The sequence below is a fragment of the Lichenicoccus roseus genome (assembly GCF_005844085.1).
Taxonomy (GTDB): domain Bacteria; phylum Pseudomonadota; class Alphaproteobacteria; order Acetobacterales; family Acetobacteraceae; genus Lichenicoccus; species Lichenicoccus roseus.
Window position 1 is genome coordinate 1 of the sequence record NZ_VCDI01000011.1, and the last position, 14,509, is coordinate 14,509.

General features: G+C 63.5%; 12 protein-coding genes and 1 pseudogene. 2 read left to right on the plus strand and 11 right to left on the minus strand.

Translation table 11 applies throughout. The features are described from left to right. Positions 1–80 precede the first annotated feature (80 nt). From FE263_RS20165 to FE263_RS20180, 4 genes are all read right to left on the minus strand, one after another. Entirely contained in the window at positions 81–434 is a 354-nt protein-coding gene (locus FE263_RS20165) for a hypothetical protein (protein ID WP_138327849.1), read from the minus strand. Between the two features lie 170 nt (positions 435–604). Continuing rightward, the gene (locus FE263_RS20170; protein WP_138327850.1) at positions 605–817 is read right to left on the minus strand and encodes a hypothetical protein; all 213 of its coding nucleotides are present in this window, start codon (positions 815–817) and stop codon (positions 605–607) included. Then, positions 810–1,535 carry an IS6 family transposase gene (locus tag FE263_RS20175; RefSeq protein WP_138327851.1) on the minus strand — a complete coding sequence of 242 codons (726 nt, stop codon included), beginning with the start codon at positions 1,533–1,535 and terminating at the stop codon, positions 810–812. The genes FE263_RS20170 and FE263_RS20175 overlap by 8 nt, the downstream gene beginning before the upstream one ends. 167 nt (positions 1,536–1,702) lie before the next feature. Further along, positions 1,703–2,116 carry a type II toxin-antitoxin system HicB family antitoxin gene (locus FE263_RS20180; protein ID WP_138327852.1) on the minus strand — a complete coding sequence of 138 codons (414 nt, stop codon included), beginning with the start codon at positions 2,114–2,116 and terminating at the stop codon, positions 1,703–1,705. Between the two features lie 774 nt (positions 2,117–2,890). Here FE263_RS20180 and FE263_RS20185 point away from each other — a divergent pair. Beyond that, positions 2,891–3,472, plus strand: coding sequence for a chemotaxis protein CheB (locus FE263_RS20185; protein ID WP_138327853.1), 582 nt, complete (start codon positions 2,891–2,893; stop codon positions 3,470–3,472). 373 nt (positions 3,473–3,845) lie between these two features. Here FE263_RS20185 and FE263_RS20190 read toward each other — a convergent pair whose 3' ends face one another. Then, positions 3,846–4,904, minus strand: a complete 1,059-nt coding sequence (locus FE263_RS20190) for a catalase family protein (protein WP_240759990.1) — start codon at positions 4,902–4,904, stop codon at positions 3,846–3,848. 209 nt (positions 4,905–5,113) lie between these two features. Beyond that, complete coding sequence (locus FE263_RS20195) at positions 5,114–6,127, minus strand: AraC family transcriptional regulator (RefSeq protein ID WP_171034252.1); 1,014 nt, start codon at positions 6,125–6,127, stop codon at positions 5,114–5,116. Between the two features lie 1,664 nt (positions 6,128–7,791). On the opposite strand from FE263_RS20195, the gene FE263_RS20200 reads away from it, so the two are divergent. After that, the gene (locus FE263_RS20200; RefSeq protein WP_138327856.1) at positions 7,792–8,553 is read left to right on the plus strand and encodes a hypothetical protein; all 762 of its coding nucleotides are present in this window, start codon (positions 7,792–7,794) and stop codon (positions 8,551–8,553) included. 293 nt (positions 8,554–8,846) lie between these two features. On the opposite strand, the gene FE263_RS20205 is transcribed toward FE263_RS20200, so the two are convergent. The 5 genes and pseudogenes from FE263_RS20205 to FE263_RS20230 all read right to left on the minus strand — a co-directional run bounded on the left by FE263_RS20205 (position 8,847) and on the right by FE263_RS20230 (position 14,500). Next, the gene (locus FE263_RS20205) at positions 8,847–9,467 is read right to left on the minus strand and encodes an RES family NAD+ phosphorylase (protein ID WP_138327857.1); all 621 of its coding nucleotides are present in this window, start codon (positions 9,465–9,467) and stop codon (positions 8,847–8,849) included. After that, positions 9,468–10,226: an XRE family transcriptional regulator gene (locus FE263_RS20210; protein ID WP_138327858.1), complete on the minus strand. Its 759-nt coding sequence runs from the start codon at positions 10,224–10,226 to the stop codon at positions 9,468–9,470. It abuts the gene before it with no gap. Between the two features lie 962 nt (positions 10,227–11,188). Beyond that, positions 11,189–11,341, minus strand: a pseudogene (locus FE263_RS20220) (transposase); the annotation flags it as partial. Positions 11,342–11,673: 332 nt separating this feature from the next. After that, a complete protein-coding gene (locus FE263_RS20225) occupies positions 11,674–13,164 on the minus strand; it encodes an NCS1 family nucleobase:cation symporter-1 (protein WP_138327859.1) in 1,491 nt (496 codons plus the stop codon). 79 nt (positions 13,165–13,243) lie between these two features. Then, positions 13,244–14,500: a M20 family metallo-hydrolase gene (locus FE263_RS20230; protein WP_138327860.1), complete on the minus strand. Its 1,257-nt coding sequence runs from the start codon at positions 14,498–14,500 to the stop codon at positions 13,244–13,246. Positions 14,501–14,509 lie beyond the last annotated feature (9 nt).

A 14,509-nucleotide genomic window follows, 5' to 3' on the forward strand; every position in this document is an offset into this window, starting at 1 on the left:
TTCTCGCCACAAGATTGCGCCAATTACTTCACCGCAGCCGGATATGAACCAGACTGATCGGATTCCGCTCTAGGCGCGTTTCATTTGTCGGCCTGCTGGCGGATAAACTTGATCGCGTCACGCACCGCGAAATACATGTTGTGCATCTCCATCGTCTCGACCAGGAACGACAGCGGCAAGCCTGGCTTAGTCGAAACGCGTCTTTCGTCGCTGCTTTTGACGTGCTTCAGATGGTGCGCGAACATATCGACGACTAGAAACTCGATACATTCGTCGCGCCATTGTTTCCGCAGGTTCTTATGGTTCGGCAGCCGATCGATGGAGTGGAAAACGGCGACGCAGGCAAGGAAGGCATGCCGGGGGTCCGGATTGCGCTGAAAATCGAGAAACGTCGGCTCGACGATCAAATCCAGATAACCCGTGAGGTCATCCATTCTATGATCGACAACGGGTTCCTGTGCGGGTATTCGGCTAACGAGGCCCTTTCAGCTGCGGTGATGTTAATCCAGATTTCTCCGCATGCGGTGAAGGTGTTTCGGACGAAGATGGATCGCTGGCCGGCGATCCATCGGCAAAGCCGCCAGTCAGGCGCACTTCCGCGCCTTCATGGACCCGGCGCATCATCGGCAAGCTGGTCGTCAGCCAGTTTAAAGCCCGCCCGGTAAAGACTTTCCAACATCAGCTTCCAATCCGCGCCCGTGCCGTCCCTCCAGTCGAACAGCTTGACCAGGGCGGCCCGGACATGCGCGGTGCCGTCCTCGGCATTGGCAGGAGGACTGGCAGGTTGACGGGATTGCGCGGTGCGGCGGCTAGACATTGTTAATTCGTATCATATTTTGCTTGTCCCGGCGCGCGGATGCTGCGCATCCCGTAACAGGTCCACCAGATCGAGGCCGAGCGCGTCTGCAAAGTGGAAGCGGCGTTCTAGCACCCAGGTGGGCACTGGTCCGGTGCCGGACCGTTGTACCCAGCATGCTGCGGATCGCCCTTGGGTAGGATCCATGGCCGTCCGTTGTGATCCGATCTGGACGATATCCCATGGTCGCTCGCGCCGTCTGGAAGAATGCCTTCGCCGCCTTCATGTCGCGGTGCTCGCTAAGGATCGCATCGACCAGGTTTCCGTCCCGGTCGATCGCCCGATAGAGGTAGGCCCAGCGACCGCGGACCTTCAGGTACGTCTCGTCGACAAACCAACTGACGCCGGGACCACGCCGTGTGCCGTGCCGGCGCTTGCGCAGCACGTCGCCCATGATCGGCAGAAGCTTCGTCTCCCAGTCGCAAACAGCCTCATAGCTCACCTCGATCCCGCGCAGCGCCATGATCTCGCTGAGGTCGCGCAGGGTCAGCCGATACCGCAGTCGGCAGAACACCACGAAGGCGATGATGTCGCTAGGCAGGCAGGTCCGGTTCAGCGCGCCTGCGCTGCGCTCGTTGAACTGCCGCCCGCAGTCGCGGCAGCGGAACCGCCGGTAGCCGCGAGCGGTGACCTCCGGCCGCTCGGTCACGGCCGCAGACCCACAGAACACGCAGTTCATCCCGGTATTCCGCCAGCCGCCCCCACCAGCACGTTACGTCAGCCTTCCGCTGGCCACCAGATCATCTCTGGCGCGAGCGCTGACAGAACCCCGCGGGCGATCGAGGCACCCACCAAGACCGTCGAGGTCGTTCGGGCGCAGGCACCCCGGAGCCGTCGGAAGGCGTCCTAACCGGACGCGTCTGCCGGATCGGACGCGCCTTCCCGAAGCGCGGCACGCGCCGCAGCCGCAAGGAAACGAGAACGGTTGGAACTGACCCGGTCGATCGCCGCGATCAGGTCGTTCGGGAGCGTGACGTGTATCCGGACGGCATTCGTCACGCTCAACGGCACGTCGATCAGGACCGCCACCGCGTTTCCGGTCTCGGGGTCCTGAGCGACAGCTTTCAGGGTCGAGGGGATCGGAACCCCGTCCGCGTCCTCGACGAGCCCCTGAATGTGCAGCGCAAGAGCCTCACTCGCCATGCGGCGGGCGTCGTCGAGGTCTGTTCCCAACGTCACGCATCCAGGGAGGTCGGGGAACTCGACTCCGTAAACGCCGCTCGAGGCATCCTTGCGGATCAGGGCGGGGTAGCTGGTCATACTCGTCTCACCTTCAGTCTCAACCCGCTTTTAGCGTTTCGACCCGGTCGGTCGTTCATAGGACGATCGACCGCGGCGGCTTAGTGCGTCACAGAGCCGACATACGCCCGTCCCGCTTGGACACTAATGTCTTCGCCCCTCGACCCGCAGAGGCATCGGAGGGGCAGTTCGCGCAAGGCGACGTCGCCGCGTCCTGAGGCGACCAGGTCGGGCAAATCGAGCGGGACGCTGCGATGGCACGCGGCGCACGTCACCCATACCCCGTGACCGGCCTCGAGGGTCATCCGGACCGTCGGGAGCGGCAGGTCCTCGCGGTCGCGACGCTGATCCACCGCTCTCCCTGGTCCGACTGAATGCGCGTCACCCTGTCGGACGACGTCCCGGATACCGCAATGCGACACTATGTTCTATGTTCTATGTTCGTTCTCATCATGGGCGCGAACCTCTCCATCTCGCAGCGGCTCCGGGTCGTCCTCCGGGACGCCCCTATCGCAATACCGCAATGGCGAATGGGTCCTGATCTGCGCCTGTCGCGACTGTGCGGCGGAGGCGGAAATTCCGGTCGCGCGGCTGCTCGAGGCGCACGGTCGACGGACGGTCGCGGAGACGATCGAGCGGCTGCGCTGCTCGCGCTGCCGACAGCCGCCCGCGGCGATCGTCCTGCAAAGCAAACCGTCGACGTGTGAGGGTCGGGTCGAGGTCGTCCGACTGCGCGGATCAGTCGCTTACGCGTAACTCGATGATCCGCAGGCTCCTCCCGCGCGTAGAGGGGGCGTGGCAACCCCGGAAACCCTGATCGTCATCGGCACCTCGAGGGGCGGGCTCGAGGCCCTGCGGACGATCGCGCGAGGTCTCCCGGCTGATTTCCCTGCCGCGCTGGTTGCCGTCCTGCACACGTCGCTCGCGAGTCCAATGGAACTGGCCCATATTCTTGGTCGGGATATGCCCCTTCGCGTGACCTATGCGGAACAGGGCGACAGAATCGAGCGCGGGCGTTTCTATATCGCGCCACCCGGCTTGCATACGACGATCACGTCTCGCGGTTACTTGGGGCTGCATGGCGGTCCCCGGGAGCATTTCACCCGTCCCGCCGCTGATCCCCTCTTCCGGTCCGCAGCCGCGGTCTATGGGGCGCAAGCGATCGGAATCATATTAACCGGGGAACTGAGCGACGGGGCCGAAGGACTAAAGGCCATCCATGCCGCGGGCGGCGTCGGGATCGTCCAGGAGCCCGACGAGGCGGTCGCTCCGAGCATGCCGCGCACGGCGATTGCGAAGGGCCATCCCGACCATCGCGTCCGGTTGAACGAGATCGCGCCGCTGCTAGTCCGGTTGGTGGTGTCGATCCGCTGGTAGGACACCGCTCTCTCACGGCGGTGACAGAGGTTGGAGTTTCGCTACGTGATCCAGCCGCTTGTCTGCATATGGTGGAAAGCGGTCCTAGCCCGTCCGGCTCTCCCCGGCTGCTTTGCGCTCATCCTGGCCGTTCAGCCGATTCTTCGGCGGCCTCCGGAGCGGACGTTGATCCGCCGATGCAAGCTGAAGTGTGCGGAGCTGAACATACGGAGGTGACTCGCGAGCAGTTCCAGGACGGATTGGCTGCCGATCGCGCCTGGCCGCCCGTTTGTTGAACACGACCACCGTTGTGGCCGAGTATTGAGGGACCGCTTGGTGGGATTGATATGGTGGTGGAACAGCTCAGCCCGATCCACCACCACGCTAAGATGCCTCAGCCTTTCAAGCCGGCCGCTGTCCTCGGCTCGTGCATCGGGCAGCCATTGTGCTTGCCCCGAAACTCCGCAGAGCTTGTGTAGGTCGTGTTCCGAGCCCGCATCACCGAACCGAGCGGGCGATGGGCCGCCAGGCCGTGCCATGGGCTGAACGCCAGCCCCTCGTCGATCGCCGCCACTGTCGCAGGGTCCCAGGAAGGCTGCGGCTCGACCTGAAGCCGCGCGACGGGGATGTAGGGGCTCGCATCCTCTGGCCAGACGACTGAGGCGTCCTCGATCGGCATCGTATCCAGGTCGGTGCAGAGCTGGACGCGGAACTCCCACTCGCCGCCCTTGGTCGCGAAGTACTCCGCCACTGCATCTCGCAGCGCGTTGGGGCGACCATTCGCGTCGATCGGTGTATCCTTCAGCAGCGAGACATCGAAGATGGGCTGGACGGAGAACTTCGCGATGTAGTCGCCGTACAGGATCGGCACCTGGGAGTAGAACGTCTCGCCCAGGATGTGCGTCTCCGGCTGACCGCCCATGGTGGTGATCGTCGGGCTCTTGCCGCCGAACGCCTCAATCACGGACTCGGTGCCGCGCGCCACGGCGGAGACCACCTTCTTGAGCCCCTCGACCTTGTCCGTGGTTGCGGCCAACATCTTCAGGTTGCCGAGGAATTTCGCAGCCGTCGGCGCGCTGAAGGCCGGGCCATTGACCATCACAAAATCCTGGGTGACGTCGCCTTCGCTGCCGGGCAAGCGGAGACCTTCGACACCGATCACCTTCACCGCGAGGCCGCGCGGGGTAGAAACGCTGTCGTCCAGGATGTCGCCTGGCAGGGTCGAGAATCGCATGGCAATGGTGTAGCAGCCGGGCTTGGCAAACAGGCCCTGCGCCAGCTCCGGCGGCAGGGCGTCCAGCACGGTCAGCTCACCGCGCACTACGCCGTGGCTCTTGGCATGCACGCTGCGGGTGGCACGGCCGGAATGTTCGAACGTCGTCTGGCTGATCTTGCCGAGCTGCTCGATCAGGCCGGTATTGGTCTCGGCCTCGTTCTCCTCCGGCGCCTCCATGGAAGGTGTGAAGCGCAGAGGGGTGGGAGGCCGATCGCCCTTATATGCTGACATTGTTCCTCCGGTCAGAGATTGGGATGAGCTTCGCCAAGACGTATTCCTGGCGTCGAACGAGGGCTAACAGGTTGCGCGGCAGACGAAAGGCTCCACGAAGGCCGTGTTCCATGAACCGGGCCGATCCTGGACGAATGGGCGGCTGATCTGGACGCCTAGGCGTCGCGGTCCGCTGTCAGAACGACGTCCGGTTCATTGCCGCGGTATTCGAGGGTCAGACCCGCCGGCCCCAGGTAACGTCCAGGCGCCGGGTCACGGTCGCCAAGGCTTCGGTAGGTGGTGGGATCGACCCCGTATGCGCCACGGAACGCCCGGGAGAATGGGGTCGCACCTGCGTAGCCCACACTCTGAGCAACGACCTTGAGCGGCAGGTCCGTGGTCGTGAGGAGACGCGCGGCCACGCGCAGGCGGGTCTTCTGCACGAAGTCCATCGGTCCCTGCTCGAACGCCCGCGAGAAGTGGTCGGCGAAGGAAGCACGGCTCATCCCGGCCCGTGCGGCCAAGTTCTCGACGCTGTGCGGCGCGGCGGGGTCCTCTATGACGGCCAGGACGGCGCGTGCGAGGCGAGGATGGTGGAGTGCGGTGAACAGCGGCGAGCTCGAACCGTCGTGCAGCAGGTGCTGGCGCAGCAAAGCGATCAGGCACTGCTTCATCAGCACTTCCGTCATCGCCTGTGTGCCCAGGCCTGGGTTGGCAACCTCTGCCAGCATGAGCTCAAAGGCGTGGCGCAACAGGCCGCTCGCGGCGAAGCTCTCGACCATCGGCTCGCGCAACAGGTCGAATAGCCCGAGGGCGTTGCCGTGAGCGGTGGGAATGGCGCCACACAGCAGCAGGATATCGCGGCTGCCGTCGCCGGCCGTGAACTTGACCAAGCCGTCAGCCAGTAGTGAACAATGATCCCCCGCGGGGAGTGTCTGCGCCGTCGCCCCGGCCTCACCCAAGACGTGCGACTGGCGAACAGGAACAACAATGACGCTCTGGGGTGCGAATGGCAGCCACGGACCATTGCCCACGCAGAAGGCCCCGGCACCCTTGAGGACGTAGTGGACCGTGATCGCCTCGAAGGAGGGATAGGCAAGACGCCATCCTTGCTGGATCTCGCAGACGGAGAAGGCGTGTAGCCGAACGGCCAGTGCCGTCAGAAGCCGGTCAAGGGTGTCCGCTGCCATTCCGACACCAAATATAAGCCAAGCCCTGCCGCAAGGTCCATGTCTGGTTTGGGTAGACAGCACCGAACCACCATAACACCCTGTGGACGTCTGCTTTTCGCCACCGTCTCCTCCGAACCGGACCGGCAGCTTTTGGCCAGAGCGCGCCGCTTGCTCTGGACGACCAATTGTTGGACGCCAAGCTGGTCCACGGTCAGCTGAACGGTCACGCATCAGCTTCTCCACGCATCGAATTAGGGCGCGGCATCATCCCGCTGGTCCACCAGAAAGCGGAACACCTGCCGCCGGCTCAACTCCGCGTGGGTGCAAGCCTCTCGACGAAAGGGCGGCAGATGGAATGCCAAGCAAGACTCCAAGCCGCTAGAACTCTAACTTGCCATCGGTTCCATCACCATGATTGAGCTCTCCTGTGCCGCAGGCAGGGGAGGGCTCGGTCTCAAGGTCAGCGTGCAGCGCCAATTTATGACGACGGAAGCACAGGTGTCCGCGCACTGCCGAATATATATAGCAGCATCGAGATTTTCGACTGAACCTCCCATCGGAAAAGCCTCGAGGCTCGACGATATGCCGGCTGTGCCAACCTAAGGCAGCGACATAAAGTAACCGCCCGAGCTCTTTTTTGGCTGGGTTGCACTCGAAGAACCACGCCGTTGGCTGTTGATTGGGGGGATTTTAGCCGAGCCTAAATTCAATACAGGTCTCGACTTCGTATTATTTCAGCAACAAAGCCGATCGCGACTTGCCTGATCCGAAGTAGTCACGATATAGGTGCATCGAAGCAGGAAAGGTTTAATTGTGCAGAATACTCGTGCCCCGCGCGGGACCGGCAATCTGAAGAAGGCATTTTTTGCCGCCGCAAATGATATACCGGAAGATAAACGCGCTGAGGTCGTTAGAGCTGCTCTCGCCTCAATCCGTGATGATCTAAAGGCCGAGCGCGAAAAGGCAGCAAAGGCTCGCCAGAAGGCCCGTTTGGCAGCTGGGAAGAAGCCAATTGGTCGGCCGCGGGTGGCTAGAGCTGCCTGATATTGAATGTCACCTAAGTCTACCAGAACTTGACCCACAACAAGAACTGGGACGTGCTTTCCACGCGGTCTTCACGGGCCACATTCGAGGATAGTCCCAGCTTTTACTCTTCTGAGAAGCCAGGCAGCTGTTTCCGGCGGGTAGACTTCTCCCGCCTAGGATTGACTTGATTGCGGCCTTGCCTGTGCCCGTGTCCGCTTGTCGGCGTGCTGGACGCGTCGCTCAGCAGACTAACCACGATGCTGTTCGGCTACCCGTGGAAGGTGAGGTGGACCAACTTGGCGAAGGAGTACCTTGGAGCGGTCGTGAATAGGAACCTGCCTGTCAACGGAATCGATCGGCGGTCAATCGCCCTGCTAGACTTGTCGTATAATTTATCTTATGCCAACTGGATACCGTCTTTGAGTTCACAGGATAAGGACGCTCTTCTTGTCGGCCAATCAGATCCACTGGCAGGACGGTGAACTCGGGCATCTTGCCGGCCGCACGACGTGATAGTCGACGGACGTATGTCCGAGCGCCACGGCGCTTAGCCCAAACCAAATTTAGCAAATTTTGAATGGCGCCCACAGAGTAGGTCGACTACTTTATGTTCATGTTTTGTTCTAGGCTGTGTAGCAGGAGGCTGTGAGGGTTCGATGGCACGGATCAGCAAGGATGATCAGTCTCGTATTCTAAACCTAGTTGATGTCGAAGGCCGCAAGGTGGCAGCCGTAGCTGCGGAATACGGTTGTAGCACTGCGAACATCTATATAATTCTGGGAAAGATGAGGCGTGCGTTCGTCGAAAAAGCCAGCTGTCCTGCCCCACCATCAGCTGCGATCGCCTTTGCAGAGCTGAGGTCAAAGCCAAGATCGCCCCAACCGCTAAGGCCCGAGCCGGAGCCAATGGCGTATCAAGTCACTGCAGCAGACACGATCTCAGAACCTGCGGTTGCAGCTGCGTACGACGGCACTGGCCCGGAGGGCATCGAGCGTGAAGAAATTCCGGCACCGGCGGCGCCTACGGCGGCCGCGTTTGACCTGTCTCACAAGCCCCATTCGCAGCTCCCCGCATCTTCCAGTGTCCGCAGGCTTGCTACTGGAGCCGCTACCGCGCACCTGAAGGCGCAGACGGCATGCCCCCTGTATCACGGGAGAACAGACCTCAACCTGGTGAAGACGCCCTCCGGCGGCAATGAAATACGCCAAGCGGGTAGTGGCAGCTCAAGTTCTAAAAGCGGCTTTGGTCTGGCTATGCGCACTGCGGATGGTGACGAGAGCATGACGCCGTTCCGGTCACTGGACGATTTACTGGCGGCCATCAAGCCGGTCCTACGGGCGGCCGCGCGGAGCTCCGATGCTGTATGGTTCTCCATCCAAGCGATCGACCTTTCGACCCTCGAAATCGATGCTGCGTAATATTCGGATCCAGGCAGGCGGAAGCTGAAGGTCTGGGATTTAGGTCCGCACAACTGATGTTATCAAAGGATCCGCCGTCCCCACGTCCGTAGGAACTAATCACGACGCAGTCGCCTCCTTTGAGAAAGGCAAGATCATCCATGTCGATATGGAGGCCGTCTTCGCGTTCGCGGGAGCGGAGCTATGATCCCAGCCTCCGCGGCAAATCGGTTGCCGTGGGTGATTTTGGTGCCGTCAGCCTCGGGCGACACGATCAGCCGCCTTGATCTCCGAGCCCTAAGGATATCGCGTGATCAGGGGTCCGGCACGACGAGGCTGACCTTCAGGTCGTTCAGAACCGTCGCAAGTCCTGTTGCAGCGATCAACTTCCCAGTCTGAACCACCCTCAGCTTCTCGACGGAACGATCGAACACCGCTAGGTTCGTGTGCCCATTGAGCCTCGACGGATAGATGATCCCGTCCGGCTCCTCCGGGTGCTCGTGGAAGGCTAACGACCAAGCTCGGGCAAGCCTCTGGTTTGAGGCCTTCGCGACGTCGGTCGGAACACCCATGACGACGCCGCCGTCATCACGAAGATCGACCGTCCAAAGCGGTGCAGCAACCTCGATTACCGCATAATGGCGAGCGTAAAGCTCAGCCTCTTCCATCGGTAGATCCCCGATGGCACCATCGCGCTGATCCCGCAGTACCGCCTCAAGGAAACAGACCTTCAGCGTTTCCCCCAGATATACTAACCCGAACCGGCTGGCGGCGACACGCCGCCTTGGATCGCTGAAGCGGCTCGGCGTCTTGCCGAAGCCGATGGGATCCGGATACCGGCCCAGGTAGATGCGACTGAAGCGCTGGCCGACGGGCACCTTATAGATTCGAAGGTCGGTCTCCGCAAAGCGGCGGGACGGGAGGACCGCCGCCATTCAGCGCAAATCTCTCCCGATGCTTTCAGCGGCCTCCAGTGCAGCCTTGGCCCTCCCACGCTCGAGAGCCTCGCGCCCGCTCAATCCGTCGAGTTGGCCATGCGGCTGCACAAGGAACCGATAAACCGCCCACGGGCCGCCCAGCAACTCGTGGAGGGTCACTAGTTCGGTATAGGGCCTGCCTTCGGTGTCGAGCTGCCAGACCGGGAAACGATAGCCGCGCTTTGCACCGTCAAGGCCAAGAACCTGGCCGTTCTGGCGCTTCGAGTTGACGGTCACACGGCTTGTACCGAGCGTCTTGGCGAACGCGTCGGCGCTCAGCATGTCGTCGTGGCTCAGGATCTCGGCGGCCCGAAGGCGCCCGCGCTGGCGTGCCGCGGCGAGAGCCGCTTCGAGCTCGGCATCGGGAGCCGCGGCCACCACCGCCGGATCACGTGCGGCAACGGCATCCTCGACGGCCGAGACGACCGTCGCCCCACGAGCGTCCACCTCAACCCGGAAGCTGACGCGTCGACCGGCGGTTCGGCTCCTGGCGATCGCTTCTCCATAGCTCTGGAGAAGCACCCCTACCTGCTTGGAGCGGCTGATGAGCATCCTGGAAGCATTTTTCGGAACAGTCAGCTTGAAGCCGTCTGCACCCGCGGACAGGGTCTGATCCGGACCGACAAGCATGGCGGTCGCGGTCGACGCCTTGCCAGCCCGCCGGTCCCGCTGATCGGCTCCGCTGGAAGCGCGCGAACTAGACTTTGGAGCTGCCATGTCCAACCTCCATCAAGAACCCTATGTAGGCAATTTCGATAAGTTGGTCAAGTTGGTAAGGAATCGCCGGTAACCCGCCCCAGAGACCTCTCCCGCCCCGGGCGACGGGAGATCCAGACAGACCTATTTTACGACTACCGTACCAACGTTGCGTCCTGCCCTGCATGGCTGGACTGGTTGCGCAGGATGTGCGGGCGCTCGCGAGTTGGCTGGATCAGCAGCAGCAGCTCGGTCGAGACGTGTTTGGCCGCGGCATGCCAGAGCCGGCGCATGCCGCGCAGGGCGATCAGGCGGCGCTGGACCGCATTGAATTCGTGTTGGCATGTATCCCCGCCTCTTCGGCGAAGATTGGTCGCGAGCGCCTCTTGAGCAGGAGGCTGTCTACCTTCCCGGTGCCATGGACCTGTTTTCAGTCAAGGAAGCCCGCGAGCGTGTGCGATGCTGCTTGGCGGAGCGGGAGCAGGAGCAGGAGCAGGAGCAGCCGGCTCATTGAGTTAGGCACCGCTTGGCCTGGGCTACCACGCTCCTGGCGCGTCTTGAGATGGCCAAGCAGGGTGAATTGCTCGTGGACGCAGACACGGCGGTTGCTTTGCCAAGCTTCCGACAGGTCGGGCTAGGCTGCATTGCCATGGATAGCCATTTCCCCATGAAAATCCGTGGTGTAACTTCGAAACCGAGGTGCTCGTAGAAGCCGGCCACCCTAGTCTTCGATTTGCGAACCAGTAGCTGGACTTTTACGACACCGCGCTGCCGCAGCCATTCTTCCGCCGCCTAAACCATCTGTCGCCCAATGCCGATCTCGCGCGAGTCGTGCGAGCAGGCGACGTAATTGAGCCAGCTCCGATGGCCGTCACGCCCAACCATGACGCTGCCCGTTATGCGCCCTCCCTCATCCTCTCGAACCAGCACCTCCGAATACGCGCCGGCCATCGCAAACCGAAAATCCGCGCTCGGGTCATTGTAGCACGCGACCAGCGACCACCTGACTTCAGCACGTGCACGATGCCGCTGATCACCCTGCGGTCATCAACACGTGGCACGCCCCGGGACTTGCGCGGCAAGAGCGGCGCCAGACGCTTCCATTGCCGCTCGCTCAGCCAGAACTCCGTCACCATCCGCGCCTCCACATCACGAGGAGCGAATCACAGACCGCGGCTGTCGGGAATCCCGCTAATGGGTCCGAACCCAGGTGGATATAAATCCACCGCCCAACGATAGCTTGTCGGAGCCGTTGCTCTAAGGCTGGCCCGATCGAGACGAGGGTGATTTGTCCAACGTCGACCCGCGTTTGTTCGCTAGGATCGAGGTCGCGAGCGCTGACGAGAACAATGTTAGCCAGGTTCAGCCCGTCACCAAAGCCAGTTTCCCATTCGCCAGCTGCACCGGTCATGACCATGCCCCTTCGCGCGATCATCAGCTCGGTCGGGTCAGCGTCGACTAAGCTCCATCAGGCCGCGTCCCCGGCGACCCTGCGGCTCGCGTTGGGTTCGGGCGCCGCTAACAGGTGGGCCAACGTCGCGTAGGCGCTGGCGCCGACGATGATGCCGATGAACCACGAGAACGCGCCGAGCATCGACAGCGCTGGGATGACGTTGCCGATCAGCGCGGCGGTGCCCCCCAGCAGGAATGCAATGATGCCGGTAAAATTCCAGCCCTCGGTCGCACGGTAGCGTCCGGAGTAGGTGTACAGCTCTGCAACGGCGAGATGCTGGCGGCGCACCAGGTAGAAGTCTGCCAGCATGATCCCGGTGACCGGTCCGAGCAAGCCGCCGATGGCGCCGAGCACCTTGAAGATGCTGTCCGCGTCCTTGAACCAGAGCCACGGCGCGAACAGCAACCCAATCCCCAGGACAAGCAGCGACGCCGACCGGAAATTCAGCCGCGCCGGCATCAGGTTCACCAGGTCGTACGCCGCCGGCATGATATTGGCGGCAACGTTTACAGAAAGGGTCGCGATGATGATCGTGGCCCCGCCCAGCAGCAGCACCCACGGCTGATGCAGCGCCAGCAGCAGCGCCACCGGATCCCAGATCGGATGGCCGAACTTCAGGATCGTCGCCGACGTGGTGATCACGCTCATGGCGGTGAATACCACCGCGGTGATCGGCAGCCCGACGAGTTGCCCGATCACCTGGTCGCGCTCGGACCGCACGAAGCGCGAGAGGTCCGGGATATTGACCGCAAAGGTGGACCAGATCCCGATCATGCCGGTGACGCCGACGGCAAAGGTCAGCCACGCATGCGCGCCATGCAGCCGCGACGGCTGGTCGAACAGCGGCCCCGGCCCGTGCGCCACATGCAGGCCCCAGGCGGTCGCCAGTATACCGACGACGATTACCAGCGGCCCCGCGACCAGCTCGAAGTTCCGGATCCGGTGCACGCCGTGCGAGACGATCCAGGCGTGCAGGACCCAGAACATCGCCACCGCCAGCCAGCCTTTCAACGGCATGCCCAGGATCGGGGTGGTGAGGTGCGCCCAGGCCGGGAACAACGTGCCCAGCACCGCATCGATCGCCATGCTGCCGGCATAGCCCTGCACCGCGAACCAGAAGATCGCGCAGAAGCCGCGCAGCACGACCGGGATCTGCGCGCCGCGTGGCCCGAACGACGACCGGATCAGCACGCAGAACGGCACCCCGTACCGCGTGCCCGGCCGCGCGTTGAACCACATCGCCAGGAACAGCAGCACGTACGCGACCGCCACCGCGGCCAGCGACTGCACCGCGTTCAACCCGAGCGCCATCAATCCGGCGGCGGCCTCGTACGCAACGACATTGTGCACCATGCCCATCCAGACCGTGGACATGTTGACCCAGCTCCAGTCGCGCCGCGATGCGGGAACCGGTGCCAGATCCTCGTTGTAGAGGCCGGGATCCGGAGCGGCTGCTCCGGTGCCGAAGTCTAGTCCATAGGCGGGGTCTGCGCTGGCGCCAGCCATGGTGATGCCCTTCCCAGGTGTGCCGGCCAAATCGGCCCAGGCACTGGTCGGACCAGCAATGCGCGTGCCAAGTCGCTGGTCATCCCCCGGCCAGCGACAGCAATGTTCGCGCCAACACGCGTGCCCCCGCCGCCAGGTCGGCCGGCGATGCGAACTCGATGACATTGTGGCTCACGCCGTCGCGGCAGGGCACGAACACCATGCCCGACGGGCAAACACCCGCCGCGAACTGTGCGTCGTGGAACGCGCCCGACGGCATCCGCACATGTGAAAGCGCTTCCGCCGCCGCCGCCCGCTCCACCGCATCGACCACATTGCCCGCGAACCGCACCGGCATGGCGCTGAACAGTTCGGTGACGCGCGCGGTCGTGCCGCTCAAGGCGCCGCGCACGGTCGCCTCGATGGCGTCGCCGATCCTGCCGAGTACGCCGGCATCGGGATGTCGCAGATCGATGGTGAAGGTGACCTGCCCCGCCACCGAGTTCAAGCTGTTCGGTGACACCGTCATGCGACCGACGGTGAAGCGCAGGATATCCTCCGGATCGCGGGTGAGTTCGTTCAGCGCGACGATCGCCCGCACCGCGTCCTGCAGCGCGTCCCGGCGCAGCCTGAGCGGCGCGGTGCCGGCATGGGCCGAAGCGCCGATGACCGTCACGCTGAACCAGCGGCTGCCCTGTATCCCGGTGACCACGCCGATCCGGCGGCCGCCCGCCTCCAGCAGCGGCCCCTGCTCGATATGCGCCTCGACATAACCGTGCGGAACACCGCCGAGCGGGCGACGCGGCAGGTCCTGCTCCAGGGCCAGGTGCTCGTCGAGCGCCGCGCCGAAACTGATGCCGGCCGCGTCGCGAACCTCGAGGAACCGCTCCAGCGGCGTGTGACCCGACCACGCCATGCTGCCCATGCAGCCCGGCGCGAACCGGCCGCCCTCCTCGTTGGTCCACGCCACCAGCTCGATCGGATGCGGCGTACGCAGATCCAGCGCCTGCAGCGCCGTCATCACCTCGAGCCCGGCGATCACCCCCCAGATGCCGTCGAAGCGTCCCCCGCGCGGCTGGCTGTCCATGTGGCTGCCGGTCAGCACCGCCGCCGCACCGGGCACCGTGCCCTCGCGCCGCAGCCACAGGTTGGCCGCGTCATCCACCGACACGGTGGCGCCTGCTGCATCGGCCCAGCCGATCAGCAACCGCCTCGCAGCCCGGTCGCGTTCGCCGAGGCACGGCCGGTCCACCCCGGTCCCCTCGACGGCTCCGATGGCAGCCATCTGCATCAGCCGGTCCCATTGCCGGTCGCCATCGACGGCGCGAGCGAGAGCGTCGGAAAGCCCGGAAGTCATGACGTGATC

Coding starts and splice junctions, on each gene's coding strand:
- FE263_RS20165 (WP_138327849.1), bottom strand. CDS start 434: ATGGATGACCTCACGGGTTATCTGGATTTGATCGTCGAGCCGACGTTT.
- FE263_RS20170 (WP_138327850.1), bottom strand. CDS start 817: ATGTCTAGCCGCCGCACCGCGCAATCCCGTCAACCTGCCAGTCCTCCT.
- FE263_RS20175 (WP_138327851.1), bottom strand. CDS start 1,535: ATGAACTGCGTGTTCTGTGGGTCTGCGGCCGTGACCGAGCGGCCGGAG.
- FE263_RS20180 (WP_138327852.1), bottom strand. CDS start 2,116: ATGACCAGCTACCCCGCCCTGATCCGCAAGGATGCCTCGAGCGGCGTT.
- FE263_RS20190 (WP_240759990.1), bottom strand. CDS start 4,904: ATGGAGGCGCCGGAGGAGAACGAGGCCGAGACCAATACCGGCCTGATC.
- FE263_RS20195 (WP_171034252.1), bottom strand. CDS start 6,127: ATGGCAGCGGACACCCTTGACCGGCTTCTGACGGCACTGGCCGTTCGG.
- FE263_RS20200 (WP_138327856.1), top strand. CDS start 7,792: ATGGCACGGATCAGCAAGGATGATCAGTCTCGTATTCTAAACCTAGTT.
- FE263_RS20205 (WP_138327857.1), bottom strand. CDS start 9,467: ATGGCGGCGGTCCTCCCGTCCCGCCGCTTTGCGGAGACCGACCTTCGA.
- FE263_RS20210 (WP_138327858.1), bottom strand. CDS start 10,226: ATGGCAGCTCCAAAGTCTAGTTCGCGCGCTTCCAGCGGAGCCGATCAG.
- FE263_RS20225 (WP_138327859.1), bottom strand. CDS start 13,164: ATGGCTGGCGCCAGCGCAGACCCCGCCTATGGACTAGACTTCGGCACC.
- FE263_RS20230 (WP_138327860.1), bottom strand. CDS start 14,500: ATGACTTCCGGGCTTTCCGACGCTCTCGCTCGCGCCGTCGATGGCGAC.